Origin of the sequence: Streptomyces lasalocidi (genome assembly GCF_005280215.1) — a bacterium.
Lineage (GTDB): Bacteria > Actinomycetota > Actinomycetes > Streptomycetales > Streptomycetaceae > Streptomyces > Streptomyces longwoodensis.
On sequence record NZ_SZNQ01000001.1, the window covers coordinates 3493662 to 3507962 of the forward strand.

The window sequence follows — 14301 nt, forward strand, 5'->3', positions numbered from 1 at the left end:
GGTGGCCCGCGACCGGGGTCGGGCGAAGCGCTCGGCGAAGGGCTTCGGGCCGGGCGGGGTCCCGCGCCGTGGTCCGCAACCGGGGGCCGCGCCGCCCCGTCCTACGGGACACCATGCTCACGACCTCCCTCACCGCCCCGCTCTCCGCCGCCCTGCGCCACCTGCTCGACTTCGCCTGGACGCAGACCCGGGCGTGCGCGTTCGCGATCTGCCTGCTCACCGGGGTGGCGGCGTCCACGCTGCTGCCGCGGCTGCCTGTGGCGCGCTACGACCTGCTCGTGGTCTACGGCGTGCTGCTGACGGCGCTGTTCTGGCGGCGCGGCCGGGAGACCGGGCGGGACGTCGTCGTGATCGCCGCCTGCCACGTCATCGGGCTCGCCTTCGAGCTGGTGAAGGTGTCCCTGGGGTCGTGGAGCTACCCGGAGCCGGCCGTGCTGAAGTTCGCGGGCGTGCCGCTGTACGGGGGTTTCCTGTACGCGGCGGTCGGCAGCTACGTGTGCCGGGCCTGGCACCTGTTCGGCCTGGAGCTGGTCCGCTACCGCCCGCGGGCCACGGCGGTGGTGGCCGCGGCCGTGTACGCCAACTTCTTCACCCACCACTGGCTGCCCGACGTACGGCTGCCGCTGGCCGCGCTGCTGCTGGTGGTGACCGCGGGCACCTGGGTGCAGTTCACGGTGCGCGGGGTGCGCCGGCGGATGCCGCTGGCCCTGTCGTTCGTGCTGATCGGGTTCTTCCTCTGGGTGGCGGAGAACCTCGCCACGTACGTGGGGGCCTGGCGCTACCCGTACCAGCTCCACGGCTGGGAGCCGGTCGGGGTGGACAAGTTCGGCGCCTGGTCCCTGCTGATCAGCATCACGTTCGTGCTGGCTGCGACCGGCGGACGGGGAACAGGGTCGGCACCGGCTCGTTCGTGAGGAAGTCCAGGATCAGCCGGTTGACCAGGTCGGGCTTCTCCATCGGCAGGGCGTGGGAGGTGCCGGGCACCACGGCCAGCTCGGCACCGGGGACCGCGCGGTACAGGGCGAGGGTGTGCTCCGGCGCGATCAGGTCGTCGTCGCCGACCAGGACGAGGGTGGGGGCGGTGATGCGGCCCAGGTCGGCGGTGGGGATGTCGGGCTGGGTGCGGATCATGTCGAGGACCTTGCCGGCGGCGACCGGCCAGTGGGCGGGGCCGTCCGGCGACACGGCCTCGTACATCGTGCGGAACATCGCCATGTCGGGGGCGTCGGGCGACATGTGCGCGAACATCTCGGGCGTCACACTGCTCTCGGGCCCCGGCCGGAAGTTGGCGGAGATGGCGACGACCTTGCGCACCAAGTCGGGACGGGCGATCGCGACGAGCAGCGCGACGATCGCGCCGTCGCTCCAGCCGACCAGGTGGGCGGGGCCGCCGACGACCCGGTCGAGGAAGGCGGCCGTGTCGTCGGCCATGTCCCGGTACGACAGCGGTCCCTCGACGTCGGGCGTGTGGCCGTGCGCGCGGCGTTCGGGGAGGTGGACCCGGAAGCGGGCGGCGAGGTCGCCGCGCTGGGCGCCCCAGGTGTCGTTGGTGCACAGGCCGCCGTGCAGCAGGAGCAGCGGGTCGCCGGTGCCGTCGGTCTCGTACCAGGTCCGGACGCCGGGGAGTTCCACGTACGTGCCCATGGTGTGCGTCCTCCCTCGGGGCGGCCTCCGCCCTGCCAGTCTCCGCCGGGCCCGGAAGGCCGCGCAACACGACCGCGCGGCGCGGGGCGGGCTCTGCCGCCGAGCCGTGCGGTGGCCCTGCGGGGGTCGGGCGGGGGCCGTGCCCGGGCCGGACGAGAACCGTGCCGGGCCGTTCGGGGGGCCGTGCGGTGGCCGTCTCACCCGACGGACGACGTTTCGCCCAGGTTTCCCGGAACGGCTACCCTCCCCCTCGTGGCTGAGATCCGGATTCCCTCTGACATCAAGCCCGCGGACGGACGTTTCGGCGCGGGTCCCTCCAAGGTGCGGACCGAGGCGCTGGACGCCCTCGCCGCCACCGGCACGTCGCTCCTGGGCACCTCCCACCGCCAGGCCCCGGTCAAGAACCTGGTCGGCAAGGTGCGCGAGGGCATCTCGGAGCTGTTCTCCCTGCCCGACGGCTACGAAGTGGTCCTCGGCAACGGCGGCTCGACGGCGTTCTGGGACATCGCGACCCACGGCTTGATCGAGAACAAGTCGCAGCACCTCAGCTTCGGCGAGTTCAGCTCGAAGTTCGCCAAGGCCGCCAAGCTGGCGCCGTGGCTGGCCGAGCCGACCGTGATCTCCGCCGACCCGGGCACGCACCCGGAGGCACGGGCCGAGGAGGGCGTGGACGTGTACGCGTTCACGCACAACGAGACCTCGACCGGTGTGGCCATGCCGATCAAGCGGGTGGCCGGGGCCGACGAGGGCGCGCTGGTGCTGGTCGACGCCACGTCGGGCGCGGGCGGGCTGCCGGTGGACGTCTCCGAGACGGACGTCTACTACTTCGCCCCGCAGAAGTCGTTCGCCTCCGACGGCGGACTGTGGATCGGCGTCTTCTCGCCGGCGGCGCTGGAGCGGGCCGAGCGGGTCCACGCGTCCGGCCGCCACGTGCCGGAGTTCTTCAGCCTGCCCACGGCGATCGACAACTCGCGCAAGAACCAGACGTACAACACCCCGGCGCTGTCCACCCTGTTCCTGCTCAACGAGCAGCTGGAGTGGTTCAACGGCCAGGGCGGCCTGGACTGGGCGGTCCGCCGCACGGCCACGTCGGCGCGCACGCTGTACGGCTGGGCGGAGGACGTGAAGTTCGCGACCCCGTTCGTCACGGACCCGGCGAAGCGGTCCCAGGTCATCGGCACGATCGACTTCTCGGACGACATCGACGCGTCCGCCGTCGCCAAGGTGCTGCGCGCGAACGGCATCGTCGACACCGAGCCCTACCGCAAGCTCGGCCGCAACCAGCTCCGCGTCGCCATGTTCCCGGCCGTCGACCCGACGGACGTCGAAGCCCTGACGAAGTGCATCGACTACGTGATCGACCACCTCTGACACACGGCACAGACGAAGGGGGCGCCCGGAACTCCGGGCGCCCCCTTCGCGTCACGCCCCGGCCGGCTCCACGAACAGCTCGTCGGCCGACCCGACGGTCACGGCCCGGTCCAGCCAGGTCCCGAGCACGTCGAGGTCCTCACAGGAACCGACCCGCTCCCGCACGGCATCAGGCACCTCGATGCCCCGCACGCGCAGCACCCGGAGGATGTCCTCGCCCCGGCTATCTCCCCGGCCCTTGAGGATGGCCTCCTCGATGATGGTGCCGGTACCGGGGAAGCGAATCCGATACGTTGACAAGAGATCTCCGCACGCCCTTTCGGACGGCTCACGCCTCGGACGGCTCCACGAACAACTCATCGGCCGACCCGACGGTCACGGCCCGGTCCAGCCAGGTCCCGAGCACATCGAGGTCCACACAGGAACCGACCCGCTCTCGCACGGCATCAGGCACCTCGATGCCCCGCACGCGCAATACCCGGAGGATGTCCTCCGCCCGAGCCTTCTCACGGCCTTCTTCCCGGCCCTCTTCCCGGCCCTTGAGGATGGCCTCCTCGATGATGGTGCCGCTACCGGGGAAGCGAAGCGTGTACGTCGACAAGAGTTCCCTCCACAACGTCCTTGCCCGGGCGTCGCCCAGACCTGTTTCGGTGAATTCCGCCCAGCTGTAGGCCTGTTCCCTCTCGACGCCTGACAGCGCCGCCGCCAGTGCGTCCAGTATCGCAGGATGGCCCGGGTCCTTGGCGTGGGCGAGTGCGGAGAGGACGGCGAGGGCGAGGTCGCCGGCCGCCTCCTCCGGGTCGGTGATCGCGGGCAGGTTGCCGGGTCCGAGGACCAGCGGGAACACCACCATGCTCGTGTGGACGCGACGGCCGATGCGGATGGGCTCGGCGGCCCATGCCGCGGTCGTCTTGTCCCTGCACACGACCAGCAGGATGGGTGGCAGCCGGTACTTGGCGTACAGGTGCGCCAGGTAGTACGTCCAGCTGCTTGGCTTGTCCGCGTCCGGTCTGCCCTGCGCCTCGACGGCGAGCAGGAACCCGCCCTCCTCGCCCTCCGTATGCACCCGGAACAAGCTGTCCACCCGGCGCTCCACGGGCCTGATCTCGGTGAGGTCCGTGTCCAGCGGCTCGATCGAGGTGGCCTCGGGGAACGGGATGCCCGCGCGGGGCAGGACTCGGGCGAAGAGGTGCGGATCCTCGCGGAAAATCCGGTGCATCGCCTCGTGCGCTGTGCTGACCATGATCCGCAACGTAGGGGGACGACCACCTCCGTGCAGGGGTTAACCCGGCGATGTTCCCCCGGACGGGTGATCAAGCCCGTGGTGTCCGGCGAGGGGCGCCCGGAGGCAGCGGGCGCCCCTCGTGTTCCGGGGTGTGGGGTCAGGTCGCCGTGCAGGTGACCGTCGGGGTGGTGCCGGCGGCCGGGGTCGCTCCGAAGCCCAGGGTGGCCGAGGCGCCCGTGGAGAGCGCTCCGTTGTGGGCGGCGTTGGTCGCGGTGACCGTGGCGCCGGTCTGGGTGTAGGTCGCGTTCCACATGTTCGTCACGTGCTGGGAGCCCGACCAGGTCCAGGTGACCTTCCAGGACTTCACGGCCGTGGTCGAGGTGTTGGTGACCTTCACCTCGGCGTTGAAGCCGGTGCCCCAGTCGCTGGTGACGGTGTAGGCGGCCGAGCAGGTCGGGGTCGTGCTGCCGCCACCGCCACCGCCCCCACCGCCCCCGCCGCCGGTGCCCGGGAAGCCCGGTGCCTTGATGCTCGCCAGGTAGTTGTCCTTGGCGGTGTCGACGGTCGCCCAGTCGTCCTTCAGGATGCCGCCCGTGTCACCGGAGTTGGGGTTCCAGGCCCAGTAGGTCCAGCTGAAGCTGTCGGCGCCGTACGTCGACGTGGGGCGCAGGTAGGACACCAGCGCCGCGAGCCACTTCTGGTCCACCGTGGACTGCAGGGTCGTGCCGAACTCCCCCACCCAGACGGGGGCGATGTTCTGCTTGAAGATGTAGCCCCAGTACTTGTCCCAGATGCCGGGCATGTTGGCGGGGAACGCCGGGTCGCTGAACCAGGTCTGCTGCGCCACGCTGGTCGCGTAGTCGTGCGCCGAGTACACCACCCGGTTGGCGACGTCGAGCTGGACCGGGTACTGGGCGACGCCCATCAGGTTGCCGCCCCACCAGCCGGACACACCGTTGACCGTCTGCACGCCCTCCACGAAGACCAGCAGCTTGGGGTTGACCGACAGCACCGCGTTGCCCGCCCGCTGGGCCGCCAGGCGCCAGTCGGTGGCCGTGTCGCCGCAGCCCCAGCAGGCCGGGTCGTGCGGCTCGTTGTGCAGGTCGATTCCGACGACCGTGTCCTGCCCCTGGTAACGCGTCGCCATCGCCTTGAGGTTGGCGATCCACGTCGACTCCGGCACGGCGGAGGTGTACCAGAGCGCCGACTGGCCCGAGGAGTCCGGGCGGTGGCGGTCCAGGATGACCTTCAGGCCGTCCTGGCCGGCGTACGCGACGAGCTTGTCCAGGACCTGGAGGGACGTCAGCCCCTGGAGGTCGGCGTTCTTGCCGCTGGAGAAGTCGATGCCGGCCGGGACCGTCCCGGGCTTGAAGATGTCGTCGCTGTACGGGACGCGGATCGTGTTGTAGCCCAGCGACTTCATCTGGTCGATCATGCTCTTGTAGTCGCGGGACCACAGGCCGTGGACGACGTAGTTGGCGGTCTCGAAGCCGAACCAGTTGATCCCGGCGATGCGGACCGGCTGCCCGGCCTCGTCGAGGATCTGGCGGCCACTGGTGTGCCAGTACCCGGCGCCGGCGGCGGTGTCCGCCGCGTGGGCCGCGTGCGCGCCGGCCCCCAGCGGCAGCAGGAGCGCGGCGGCGACGGCGCACAGCGCTCTTCTCAAGGTGCGGAACATGCTCGCTGCATCCTTTCGGAAGGCGAGGGTCCGGAATCGATGGGAGCGCTCCCATCACCCTCGTCCCCTATGGAACCAGCTCCCATGCACACGTCAAGAGAATGCGCACCCTTCACAGCAACGAGCCGACGGCAACGGCCCCCGGAACACTTCCCCTTGACCGCCGGACCACCCCGCCGGACCACCCCGCGGGACCACCGGACCGCCCCTGCCGGGCTACCGCCGCCGCACCAGCCGCCGCAGCCCGAACACCGCCGCGCCCACGACGACCACGGCGACGACGGCCGTCCGCGCACCCCCGTCCAGCCCGCCGCCCGACGACCCGCTCCCCGACCCCGCCGACGCCGACGACCCACCGGACGACGAGGACGACGAGGACGACGACCCGCCCCCCGGCGCGTCCTCCGGCACCACCTCGCTGCCGGCGCCCTCGCTCCCGTACATCAGCTTGCTGCCGTCGGCGGAGTAGGTGACGGACTCGCCCTGCCGTTGCAGCGGCACGTTCAGCCGCCCGGTCTTCTTCGGCCGGCCGTCCTTCCAGTCGTAGGCGATGCCGCCGAAGTAGCCGCGCACGGCGAGCTGTTCGCCGTTCGGGGAGAAGGCCGCGTCGGTGGCCCACAGGTCGACGGGGGCGACGGGCCGGAAGACGTTGGAGCCGGGCCGCGCGGACGCCGTCAGCTGCGCGGGGCCCTCGTAGAGGTGCCCGCCGTCCTCGTTCTTGTCGATGATGTAGACGCGCCCGGTCTTCGGGTGCACGACCAGGGACTCGGCGTCGCGGGGGCCGTCGGAGTAGGTGACGACGTACTGCGTGGCCCGCACGGTCTGGTCCTTGAGCTCCTTCGGCTCGGGCAGCCGGTAGATCCACACGTAGGGCCAGCTCCCGCCGAGGTTGTCGCCGATGTCGCCGACGTAGATCTCGTTGCCGGGCCCGATGGAGATGGCCTCGACGTCCCGGGGCCGCCCGATGCCGGCGAGGGTGACGCGGGCGACCGTCCTGCCGGTCGCGCTGTCGACGGCGTAGAGGTAGGGGCCGTCGTCGCTGTCGTTGTGGGTCCAGTAGATCCCGGGGTGCAGCCGGGACGCGGCGAGGCCGCTGGACTCGGTGATGCGCGGGTCCTCGACGGTGAACCGCCCGTCACCGTCCCCGGCAGCGGCGGCGGGCACGGCGAGGGCGCCGACGAGGAGGACCCCGAGGGCGGACACGTGGACGGACACGTGGGCGAGCAGTCGACGGCGCATGGGCCAAGCGTGCCATCCGGGGGCCGCGGTGGGCCGCGGTCACCGGGCCGCGGCCGACCCGGGGTGGTGACCCTCACATCCCACCGCGGACGCCGATCGTTCATGATGAGCGGATGCTCAGGTTCATGCCGGTCGGCGACTCCCAGACCATCGGCAGCGCGGGGGAACACACGTGGCGGTACCGGATGTGGCGGCACCTGTGCGCCACGTACGACGGTCCGTTCACCCTCGTCGGCCCGCGCGAGACGCTGTACGACCCGCGGACCGACGCGCCCACGTCGTACGCCTACGCCGAGCCGGACTTCCCGCGCGCCCACCTGGCCGGCTGGGGCGAGGGCTGGCTGCACATGGCGCCGCTGGTCGAGGACGCGGTGCGGCGCGAACGGGCCGACGTGCTGCTCGTCGCCCTCGGCCTGATCGACCTCGGCTTCTACACCAACCCGGAGCAGACGGCGGACAACGTCCGCGCGTTCGTGGCCGCCGCGCGCCGGGCCGACCCGCACGTCCGCATGGTCGTACTGCCGGTCGTCCCCAACGTCCGCGCGGCCTCCGACGCGTCGTTCGGCGACCAGGTGACCACCTTCAACGAGCTCCTCGCGAAGACCCTCGCCGACCTGGACGAGCCGGGCTCCCCCCTGCTGCTCGCATCCCTGCCCGCCTCGTACGACCTGCACACGGACACGTACGACGGCACCCACCCCAACGCGCACGGCGAACACAAGCTCGCGGCGGCCTTCGCGGACGCCATGCACCAGGCGTGGGGGCTGGGCGGGCCGTACGCGGGGTGACGGGGGGCGCGGGGCCGGGGCGTGCCCTGGTCACCGTGCGTGTCGTTGTACCGCGCGGCCGCACTCGTCCGTGAGGCGGCCGGGGGGAGCGCCACGATGACCGTCCTCGCAGACAGGACCGAGATGGCCGACGACAGCGGCGAGCCGACTCTGGACGAGCTGTTCGAGTCGATCGAGCGGACCACCCCCGAGGGCCACCGGGTCGAGATCGTCGAGGGGATCGTCTTCAGGGCGCCGCAGCGGGACATCGACTGGAGCATCATCCGTCGGATCGTCCGGGCGATCGAGGACCGGTTCGGGGTGGACGTTCCGGTCCTGTCCGACGTGCGGATCGACTTCCCCGGCAAGCTGAACGGCTACGCGCCGGACGTCGTCAAACTCCGCGACGGCGCAAGGAAGGACGCGGCCGGACGCTGGCGTTGCACGGACGTCGAGTTCGTCGCCGAAGTCATCTCCCAGGGCACGGCCCAGAACGACTACGGTCCCAAGAAGACCGCCTACGCCTTCGCCGAGGTCCCCGCCTACCTCATCGCCGACCCGTACCAGGGCAGGTGCCACCTCTACACCCGGCCCAAGGACGGCGAGTACGTCAGCGAACTCTCCGTGGCCTTCGGAGCCGACGTCGACATGACGGACACGGTGCTCGGCCTGACCCTGAGGACCCAGGACTTTCCCCGCGACTGAGCGGGTGGCTGCTGTCAGAATCACGTCGTATGGCGATCATTCACCGGACCACGCTCAAGCCCACCAAGCTGGAACTGCTCACCGACTGGCTGCCCACGCGTCCCTGGTACGTCGGTGACGGCGGGCCCGAGTTGTCGCGGCCGGGCGGGTTCCGGCTGGACGACCCGGAGGGCGAGGTGGGCATCGAGTTCATGGTCGCCCTCGACACCTCCGGCGCCGCTCCCGTCGCCTACCACGTCCCCCTCACCTACCGCGGCGCCCCGCTCGCCGGCGCCGACCACGCCCTCATCGGCACGACGGAGCACGGCGTCCTCGGCACCCGCTGGGTCTACGACGGCTGCCACGACCCCGTGTTCCAGGCGCAGTTGCTCGCCCTGTTCGAGGGCCGCGTCCAGGCCCAGGCCCAGAGCCTCACCGACACCCCCGACCACGAGGTCACCCACGCCTACACCGGCCCGGCCCTCACCGTCCCCACCCGGCCGGCCACCGTCACCGACACGGCCACCGGCACGACCGTCCCGACGGCGGACGGCACGGCCCTCCACGTCCACCGCCGCCTCACCCCCGGCCCCCACCCCGCGGAAGCCCTGGGCCACGTCACCGGCGCCTGGCAGTCACCGGAGGGCGACCGCACGCGAGCGGTCTTCGCGACGCTGGTGCCGCGGGAACACGCCTGACCCGTCGAGCGACCCCGGGGTCAGACGTCCCGGATGACCACTCGGTCACCGCAGAGCCTGGTCCAGTCGTCCCGGTCGGAGGTGAGAATCAGCGCAGGTGCCGGCGCGCGCAGGGCCATCGCCGCCACGAGCGCGTCGATCGCGTGCTTGTGCCCGTGCAGCCCACCGGCCTCCCGCAACAGGTTCACGGCCGCAAGTGAGTCCTCCGAGGTCACTGCCTCCACGCGAAGCCGGGAGAGATACCACTGCAGCCGCGGCATGTCGGTCTTCCCGTGCACCGCCTCAACGATGGTGAGCGCGGAGATACGGACCGGGACACCTGCTCTTCGGATTGCTTCGATCTTGGCCGTCAGCCGACGGTCGTTGCGCAGAAGCAGCGACAGCGCCTCCGAGTCGAGGACGACCGAGCTGACGGCGTCCTCCTTCACGCCGCGTGCTCCCCCTTGCTCTGCACCTCACCGAAGAGCTCGCGGGACGCGGCCTCGATCTCCGCCTCCGTCAGCGGGCCGTGCTCCGCTTCCTGAGCGGCGACGATCTCCGCGAGACCGTCCATCTCGAGCTGGTGCCTGACGGCCTCGGCGATGTACGAGGACAGGCCCCGTCTCCCGGTCCTCTCCCGCAGCACCGCCAACAGGTCGGTCGGCAGGGAGATGGAGACATTCTCGGTGTTTCCAGCTCGCTGGGCAGCCATGGAAACGAGTGTAATACCAAAACTATTACAGAGCGCGCCTCCGCCCGAACGTCGACGTGACGTTGCCGGGCGAGGTCGAGGAGGTGATCCCGGCCGAACGCCCGGAGTTCTGTCGCTTGCCTAGAGCGCACTCCACGCCGTTGGCTGGGTGGCATGGAGTACACGCAGCTCGGACGCACCGGACTCAAGGTCAGCCGACTGGTCCTCGGCACGATGAACTTCGGACCGCAGACGAACGAGGCGGACAGCCACGCGATCATGGACGCGGCGCTGGACGCGGGCATCAACTTCTTCGACACCGCCAATGTGTACGGCTGGGGCGAGAACAAGGGCCGCACCGAGTCGATCATCGGCAACTGGTTCGCCCAGGGCGGCGGCCGCCGCGACAAGGTGGTCCTCGCCACCAAGGTGTACGGCAACATGGACACCGACGGCGAGACGGTCTGGCCCAACCACGACAAGCTCTCCGCGCTGAACATCCGGCGCGCCGTGGACGCGTCGCTCAAGCGGCTCCAGACGGACCACATCGACGTCTACCAGTTCCACCACATCGACCGGTCGACGCCGTTCGAGGAGATCTGGCAGGCGATCGACGTCCTGGTCCAGCAGGGCAAGATCCTGTACGTCGGCTCGTCCAACTTCCCCGGCTACAAGATCGCCCAGGCCAACGAGGTCGCCTGCCGCCGCGGCGGCACCATCGGCCTGGTCAGCGAGCAGTGCCTGTACAACCTCGCCGAGCGGCGTGCCGAGATGGAGGTCATCCCGGCGGCGCAGGACTACGGCCTCGGTGTGATCCCCTGGTCGCCACTGCACGGCGGTCTGCTGGGCGGGGTCATCAAGAAGGAGGTCCAGGGCGGCCGGCGGGCCTCCGGGCGTGCCGCGGACACCCTGGCCGACCCGGCGGGCCGGGCGCAGATCCAGGCGTACGAGGACCTGCTGGACAAGCACGGCGTGGAGCCGGGCGAGGCCGCGCTGGCGTGGCTGCTGACGCGTCCCGGGGTGACGGGTCCGATCGTCGGTCCGCGCACGGCGGAGCAGCTGGAGTCCGCGGTGCGGGCGGTCGAGCTGGAGCTGGGCGAGGAGCTGCTGACGGGCCTGGACGAGATCTTCCCGGGTCCCGGACCGTCGCCGGAGGCGTTCGCCTGGTAGGGGCCGGGCCGGCGGTGGCCGGCGGGCGTCGGGCTACCTGCCGACGGCCGCCGCCACCGCCACCACGACGAACAACAGCACGAGCGCACCGGCCATGATCCGGTTCCGGGTCTTCGGGTCCACGTACCCGAGCCTAACCGGCCGCGCCGAGCGCCCAGCGGCCGACCGGCTCGTAGCGGGGCTGCCGACCGGGCACGCCGGAGACGGGCAGGTGGCTGCGGACGAGCACCAGCTCGGCGACGGTCCAGGTCCGGCCGGTGAAACCGGCCAGGGCGTCGACCCACGGCCGGGTGTCGACGGCGGTGCGGCTGCGGGCGAGCGTGAGGTGGGCCTTGTAGCGGCGGTGCTCGCCCAGGTCGATCCCGGCCTTGCGGCCGGCGGCCTCCGCGCGCTCGGCGAGCAGCCGCAGCGCGGGCAGGTCGCCGTGCGCGCCGGTCCACAGGGCGCGGCCGTGCCCGAACTGCCCGCCGCCGCGCAGGGCCAGCTCGAAGGGCGCGCCGCGGTGCGCGGCCCGCTCCAGCCGCGCCGACAGCGCGGGCACGGTGGCGTCGTCGACCTCGCCGTAGAACGCGAGCGTGAAGTGCCACCCGGTCGGCTCGGTCCACCGCAGCCCCCCGGCCCCGGGCAGCCCCCGCAGCACGGCCACCTCCACGGCCAGCTCCCGGGTGACGTCCTCGGGGGGCAGCACGGCGGCGAAGAGTCTCATGGAGCCACCCTCTCGCGTCCGCACGCCCGTTCGCTCATCCGTGCCCCGGTCACCCGGCCCGTCCGCTGACCGCACCGGCCCGCCGTGCCCTGGAGCGGACCGGTACCGGCGCGTCGGCGGTCACCGGCAGCGTCCTGGAAGTCGCCCTGCGGGTCCTGGCCGCCGACCGCCCGGGCGTCACGGCCGGCCAGGACGAGCGCCGCGCCCGGCTCGCCCGGATGCAGCGACCGGACGGCTCCTGGTCTGCGGCCGCCTCCTACCGGATGGGCCGCTTCCCGCTGTTCTTCGGCTCGTCCTTCCTCACCACAGTGTTCGCGCTGAGCGCCCTCTGGCCGGCCCGCCCGGCGCCGACGGTGCCGCCTCCCCGTACGGGTGAGTGACGGGTGGTTCTCACCGACGGGGCGCGGCCGGACGCCGAGCATGGGCGGCGGAGGTGTCCAGGCGTCCGGCCTGGCCCGGCACAGGAAGGTGCGAAGGAATGTCCACAGGCCTGCCGCCCATCGGCTCCGAGATCCCCCGCTCGATGCTCGCCATGGGAGCCACCCTGGAGATCGGCGGTGCCACCGTGCAGGTGGACCTGCGCGGCGGCATCAAGGAGCGCGTCGACGTCAACCCGGACGCCCCGCACGACAGCGTGACCCTGCGCCCCGTCGGCTTCCAGGTCACCGGTGAGCTCCCCGACGGGCGCACGGTCACGCTCGCCCAGGCCGACGCCGACACCGGCTCGGCCGGCGCGCTGCGGATCTCCCGGCACCTGCCGCTGACGTACGAGCTGCTCGACGTCGTACCCGTCACCCTGACCCTCAGCGGCCCGGACGGTGAGGACGTCGTGGCGTCGGCGGTGGACCCGCTGGTCCTGGTGACCGAGGACGTCACGCAGTTCCCGACCCAAGGGGATCTCAGCTCCCTGGAGGCACCCGTCGCCTTCGCCGTCACCGATGCCTCCTCCACGGTCGTCGCCCGGCTGGTGACGTTCCCCGTCAAGTCCGGCGGGATCTGACCGGCGCCCGCGACGGCAGCCGGGCGCGCGGGCCGGTGCGGCGCGCGAAGGGACCCGCACCGATCACCCGCCGGCGCTCACGCCGCCCGGGCCAGTTCCTGCTGGCGTTCCCGGGGGACGAAGCGGAGCTTCGGGTGGCCGTGGTCCCAGGCCACCGCCAGGCGCAGGCCGCCCACCCGGGCCAGGACCAGACCGACGGTGACGGCCGCGGCGGCCGAGATCGCGCCGCCGACCGCCAGGCCCGCGCGCACGCCGTACGCGTCCGTGATCCAGCCCGCGATCGGCGCGCCGACCGGGGAGCCGCCCAGGAAGACCATCATGTAGAGGGACATCACGCGGCCGCGCATGGCCGGGTCGGTGCCCATCTGGATGGCGGTGTTGGCGTTGACGTTGATCGTCATGCCGAACATCCCGATCGGCGCCATGAGCAGCGCGAACAGCCACAGCGAGGGCGCCGCCGCCGCGACCAGTTCGAGCGCGCCGAACAGCGCCGCCGCCGCGATCATCACCCGCAGCTTGGCCGTGCCGCGGCGGGCCGCGAGCAGGGCGCCGGCCAGCGAGCCGACGGCCATCAAGGTGTTGAAGAGGCTGTAGGACCCGGCGCCCGCGTGGAAGACGTCGTCGGCGAAGGCGGACAGGTACACCGGGAAGTTGAAGCCGAACGTGCCGACGAACCCCACCAGGACGATGGTCCAGATCAGCTCCGGGCGCCCGGCGACGTAGTGCAGGCCCTCCCGCAGCTGGCCCTTGCCGCGCGGCGCGCGCTCGACGACGTGCAGCTCGCGGGCGCGCATCAGCAGCAGCCCGGCGATGGGCGCGACGAACGACAGGCCGTTGAAGAGGAACGCCCAGCCGGTGCCCACGCCGGTGATCATCAGGCCGGCGACGGCCGGCCCGACCAGGCGCGCGGACTGGAAGTTGGCGGAGTTCAGGCTGACCGCGTTCTGCAGCTGCCCGGGGCCGACCATCTCGGAGACGAACGACTGGCGGGCCGGGTTGTCGAGGACCGTGGCCAGGCCGACCGCGAAGGCGGCGAGGTAGACGTGCCACACCTGGACGTGGCCGCTGAGCGTGAGCACCGCCAGGACGACGCCGGTGACGGCCATCGCGGCCTGGGTGAACAGCAGGGTGGGGCGCTTGGGCAGCCGGTCGACGAGGACACCGCCGTAGAGGCCGAACAGGAGCATCGGCAGGAACTGCAGGGCCGTGGTGACACCGACGGCCGTGGCGGAACCGGTGAGGCTGAGGACCAGCCAGTCCTGGGCGATGCGCTGCATCCAGGTGCCGATGTTGGAGACGACCTGGCCGAGGAAGAACAGGCGGTAGTTCCTGATCCTCAGGGAGCTGAACATCGAGGACCTGCGGGCGGGTCCCGGGGTGGGCGGGGAGTCGGGTCGGGTGCGCGGTGCGGGGGCGGAAGCTGCTCCGGATCCCGTACTCAAAAGGGTT

The 14301-nt window shown here is 71.8% G+C and carries 17 protein-coding genes; 8 read left to right on the plus strand and 9 right to left on the minus strand.

From position 1 onward, the window contains the following. Positions 1 to 113: 113 nt before the first annotated feature. On the plus strand, positions 114 to 914 hold the full coding sequence (locus E4U91_RS15515) for a DUF817 domain-containing protein (RefSeq protein WP_137307418.1): 801 nt from the start codon (positions 114 to 116) through the stop codon (positions 912 to 914). Here the strand turns inward: E4U91_RS15515 and E4U91_RS15520 are convergent. Next, positions 853 to 1644, minus strand: coding sequence for an alpha/beta fold hydrolase (locus E4U91_RS15520; RefSeq protein ID WP_137307419.1), 792 nt, complete (start codon positions 1642 to 1644; stop codon positions 853 to 855). The two genes, E4U91_RS15515 and E4U91_RS15520, sit on opposite strands and share 62 nt — an antisense overlap. A 252-nt stretch (positions 1645 to 1896) precedes the next feature. Here E4U91_RS15520 and serC point away from each other — a divergent pair, with 252 nt between their 5' ends. Then, entirely contained in the window at positions 1897 to 3015 is a 1119-nt protein-coding gene (gene serC, locus E4U91_RS15525) for a phosphoserine transaminase (RefSeq protein ID WP_137307420.1), read from the plus strand. A gap of 51 nt (positions 3016 to 3066) precedes the next feature. Here serC and E4U91_RS15530 read toward each other — a convergent pair whose 3' ends face one another. The 4 genes from E4U91_RS15530 to E4U91_RS15545 all read right to left on the minus strand — a co-directional run bounded on the left by E4U91_RS15530 (position 3067) and on the right by E4U91_RS15545 (position 7157). Beyond that, a complete protein-coding gene (locus tag E4U91_RS15530) occupies positions 3067 to 3315 on the minus strand; it encodes a hypothetical protein (protein ID WP_241678590.1) in 249 nt (82 codons plus the stop codon). 28 nt (positions 3316 to 3343) lie between these two features. Beyond that, positions 3344 to 4258, minus strand: a complete 915-nt coding sequence (locus E4U91_RS15535; protein WP_137307421.1) for an RpnC/YadD family protein — start codon at positions 4256 to 4258, stop codon at positions 3344 to 3346. Positions 4259 to 4397: 139 nt separating this feature from the next. Next, a complete protein-coding gene (locus E4U91_RS15540) occupies positions 4398 to 5918 on the minus strand; it encodes a cellulase family glycosylhydrolase (RefSeq protein ID WP_137307422.1) in 1521 nt (506 codons plus the stop codon). A gap of 216 nt (positions 5919 to 6134) precedes the next feature. Continuing rightward, positions 6135 to 7157 (minus strand): phage major capsid protein, encoded by a 1023-nt coding sequence (locus tag E4U91_RS15545; RefSeq protein ID WP_137307423.1) that lies wholly within the window; start codon positions 7155 to 7157, stop codon positions 6135 to 6137. Positions 7158 to 7270: 113 nt separating this feature from the next. Between E4U91_RS15545 and E4U91_RS15550 the strand changes: the two genes are divergently transcribed. From E4U91_RS15550 to E4U91_RS15560, 3 genes are all read left to right on the plus strand, one after another. After that, positions 7271 to 7945: a GDSL-type esterase/lipase family protein gene (locus E4U91_RS15550; RefSeq protein WP_137307424.1), complete on the plus strand. Its 675-nt coding sequence runs from the start codon at positions 7271 to 7273 to the stop codon at positions 7943 to 7945. Between the two features lie 96 nt (positions 7946 to 8041). Further along, on the plus strand, positions 8042 to 8629 hold the full coding sequence (locus E4U91_RS15555; protein ID WP_137307425.1) for a Uma2 family endonuclease: 588 nt from the start codon (positions 8042 to 8044) through the stop codon (positions 8627 to 8629). 29 nt (positions 8630 to 8658) lie between these two features. Continuing rightward, on the plus strand, positions 8659 to 9306 hold the full coding sequence (locus E4U91_RS15560) for a maltokinase N-terminal cap-like domain-containing protein (protein WP_137307426.1): 648 nt from the start codon (positions 8659 to 8661) through the stop codon (positions 9304 to 9306). Positions 9307 to 9326: 20 nt separating this feature from the next. Here the strand turns inward: E4U91_RS15560 and E4U91_RS15565 are convergent, their stop codons facing one another. Next, entirely contained in the window at positions 9327 to 9734 is a 408-nt protein-coding gene (locus tag E4U91_RS15565) for a type II toxin-antitoxin system VapC family toxin (RefSeq protein ID WP_137307427.1), read from the minus strand. Further along, the gene (locus E4U91_RS15570) at positions 9731 to 9997 is read right to left on the minus strand and encodes a hypothetical protein (protein WP_137307428.1); all 267 of its coding nucleotides are present in this window, start codon (positions 9995 to 9997) and stop codon (positions 9731 to 9733) included. The genes E4U91_RS15565 and E4U91_RS15570 overlap by 4 nt, the downstream gene beginning before the upstream one ends. 153 nt (positions 9998 to 10150) lie before the next feature. On the opposite strand from E4U91_RS15570, the gene E4U91_RS15575 reads away from it, so the two are divergent. Beyond that, the gene (locus E4U91_RS15575; RefSeq protein ID WP_137307429.1) at positions 10151 to 11146 is read left to right on the plus strand and encodes an aldo/keto reductase; all 996 of its coding nucleotides are present in this window, start codon (positions 10151 to 10153) and stop codon (positions 11144 to 11146) included. Positions 11147 to 11279: 133 nt separating this feature from the next. Here the strand turns inward: E4U91_RS15575 and thpR are convergent, their stop codons facing one another. Next, on the minus strand, positions 11280 to 11852 hold the full coding sequence (thpR, locus tag E4U91_RS15580) for an RNA 2',3'-cyclic phosphodiesterase (RefSeq protein ID WP_137307430.1): 573 nt from the start codon (positions 11850 to 11852) through the stop codon (positions 11280 to 11282). Between the two features lie 218 nt (positions 11853 to 12070). On the opposite strand from thpR, the gene E4U91_RS38095 reads away from it, so the two are divergent. After that, positions 12071 to 12232, plus strand: coding sequence for a hypothetical protein (locus tag E4U91_RS38095; protein WP_168218117.1), 162 nt, complete (start codon positions 12071 to 12073; stop codon positions 12230 to 12232). Between the two features lie 98 nt (positions 12233 to 12330). After that, on the plus strand, positions 12331 to 12852 hold the full coding sequence (locus tag E4U91_RS15585; protein ID WP_137307431.1) for a hypothetical protein: 522 nt from the start codon (positions 12331 to 12333) through the stop codon (positions 12850 to 12852). Between the two features lie 77 nt (positions 12853 to 12929). Here the strand turns inward: E4U91_RS15585 and E4U91_RS15590 are convergent, their stop codons facing one another. After that, positions 12930 to 14294, minus strand: a complete 1365-nt coding sequence (locus tag E4U91_RS15590) for an MFS transporter (RefSeq protein WP_137307432.1) — start codon at positions 14292 to 14294, stop codon at positions 12930 to 12932. Between the last annotated feature and the right edge of the window lie 7 nt (positions 14295 to 14301).

Bases quoted from the DNA above. Each gene is read 5' to 3' on its own strand.
- E4U91_RS15515 (WP_137307418.1), top strand. From the start codon at position 114: ATGCTCACGACCTCCCTCACCGCCCCGCTCTCCGCCGCCCTGCGCCAC.
- E4U91_RS15520 (WP_137307419.1), bottom strand. From the start codon at position 1,644: ATGGGCACGTACGTGGAACTCCCCGGCGTCCGGACCTGGTACGAGACC.
- E4U91_RS15535 (WP_137307421.1), bottom strand. From the start codon at position 4,258: ATGGTCAGCACAGCGCACGAGGCGATGCACCGGATTTTCCGCGAGGAT.
- E4U91_RS15540 (WP_137307422.1), bottom strand. From the start codon at position 5,918: ATGTTCCGCACCTTGAGAAGAGCGCTGTGCGCCGTCGCCGCCGCGCTC.
- E4U91_RS15545 (WP_137307423.1), bottom strand. From the start codon at position 7,157: ATGCGCCGTCGACTGCTCGCCCACGTGTCCGTCCACGTGTCCGCCCTC.
- E4U91_RS15550 (WP_137307424.1), top strand. From the start codon at position 7,271: ATGCTCAGGTTCATGCCGGTCGGCGACTCCCAGACCATCGGCAGCGCG.
- E4U91_RS15555 (WP_137307425.1), top strand. From the start codon at position 8,042: ATGACCGTCCTCGCAGACAGGACCGAGATGGCCGACGACAGCGGCGAG.
- E4U91_RS15560 (WP_137307426.1), top strand. From the start codon at position 8,659: ATGGCGATCATTCACCGGACCACGCTCAAGCCCACCAAGCTGGAACTG.
- E4U91_RS15570 (WP_137307428.1), bottom strand. From the start codon at position 9,997: ATGGCTGCCCAGCGAGCTGGAAACACCGAGAATGTCTCCATCTCCCTG.
- E4U91_RS15575 (WP_137307429.1), top strand. From the start codon at position 10,151: ATGGAGTACACGCAGCTCGGACGCACCGGACTCAAGGTCAGCCGACTG.
- thpR (WP_137307430.1), bottom strand. From the start codon at position 11,852: ATGAGACTCTTCGCCGCCGTGCTGCCCCCCGAGGACGTCACCCGGGAG.
- E4U91_RS38095 (WP_168218117.1), top strand. From the start codon at position 12,071: ATGCAGCGACCGGACGGCTCCTGGTCTGCGGCCGCCTCCTACCGGATG.
- E4U91_RS15585 (WP_137307431.1), top strand. From the start codon at position 12,331: ATGTCCACAGGCCTGCCGCCCATCGGCTCCGAGATCCCCCGCTCGATG.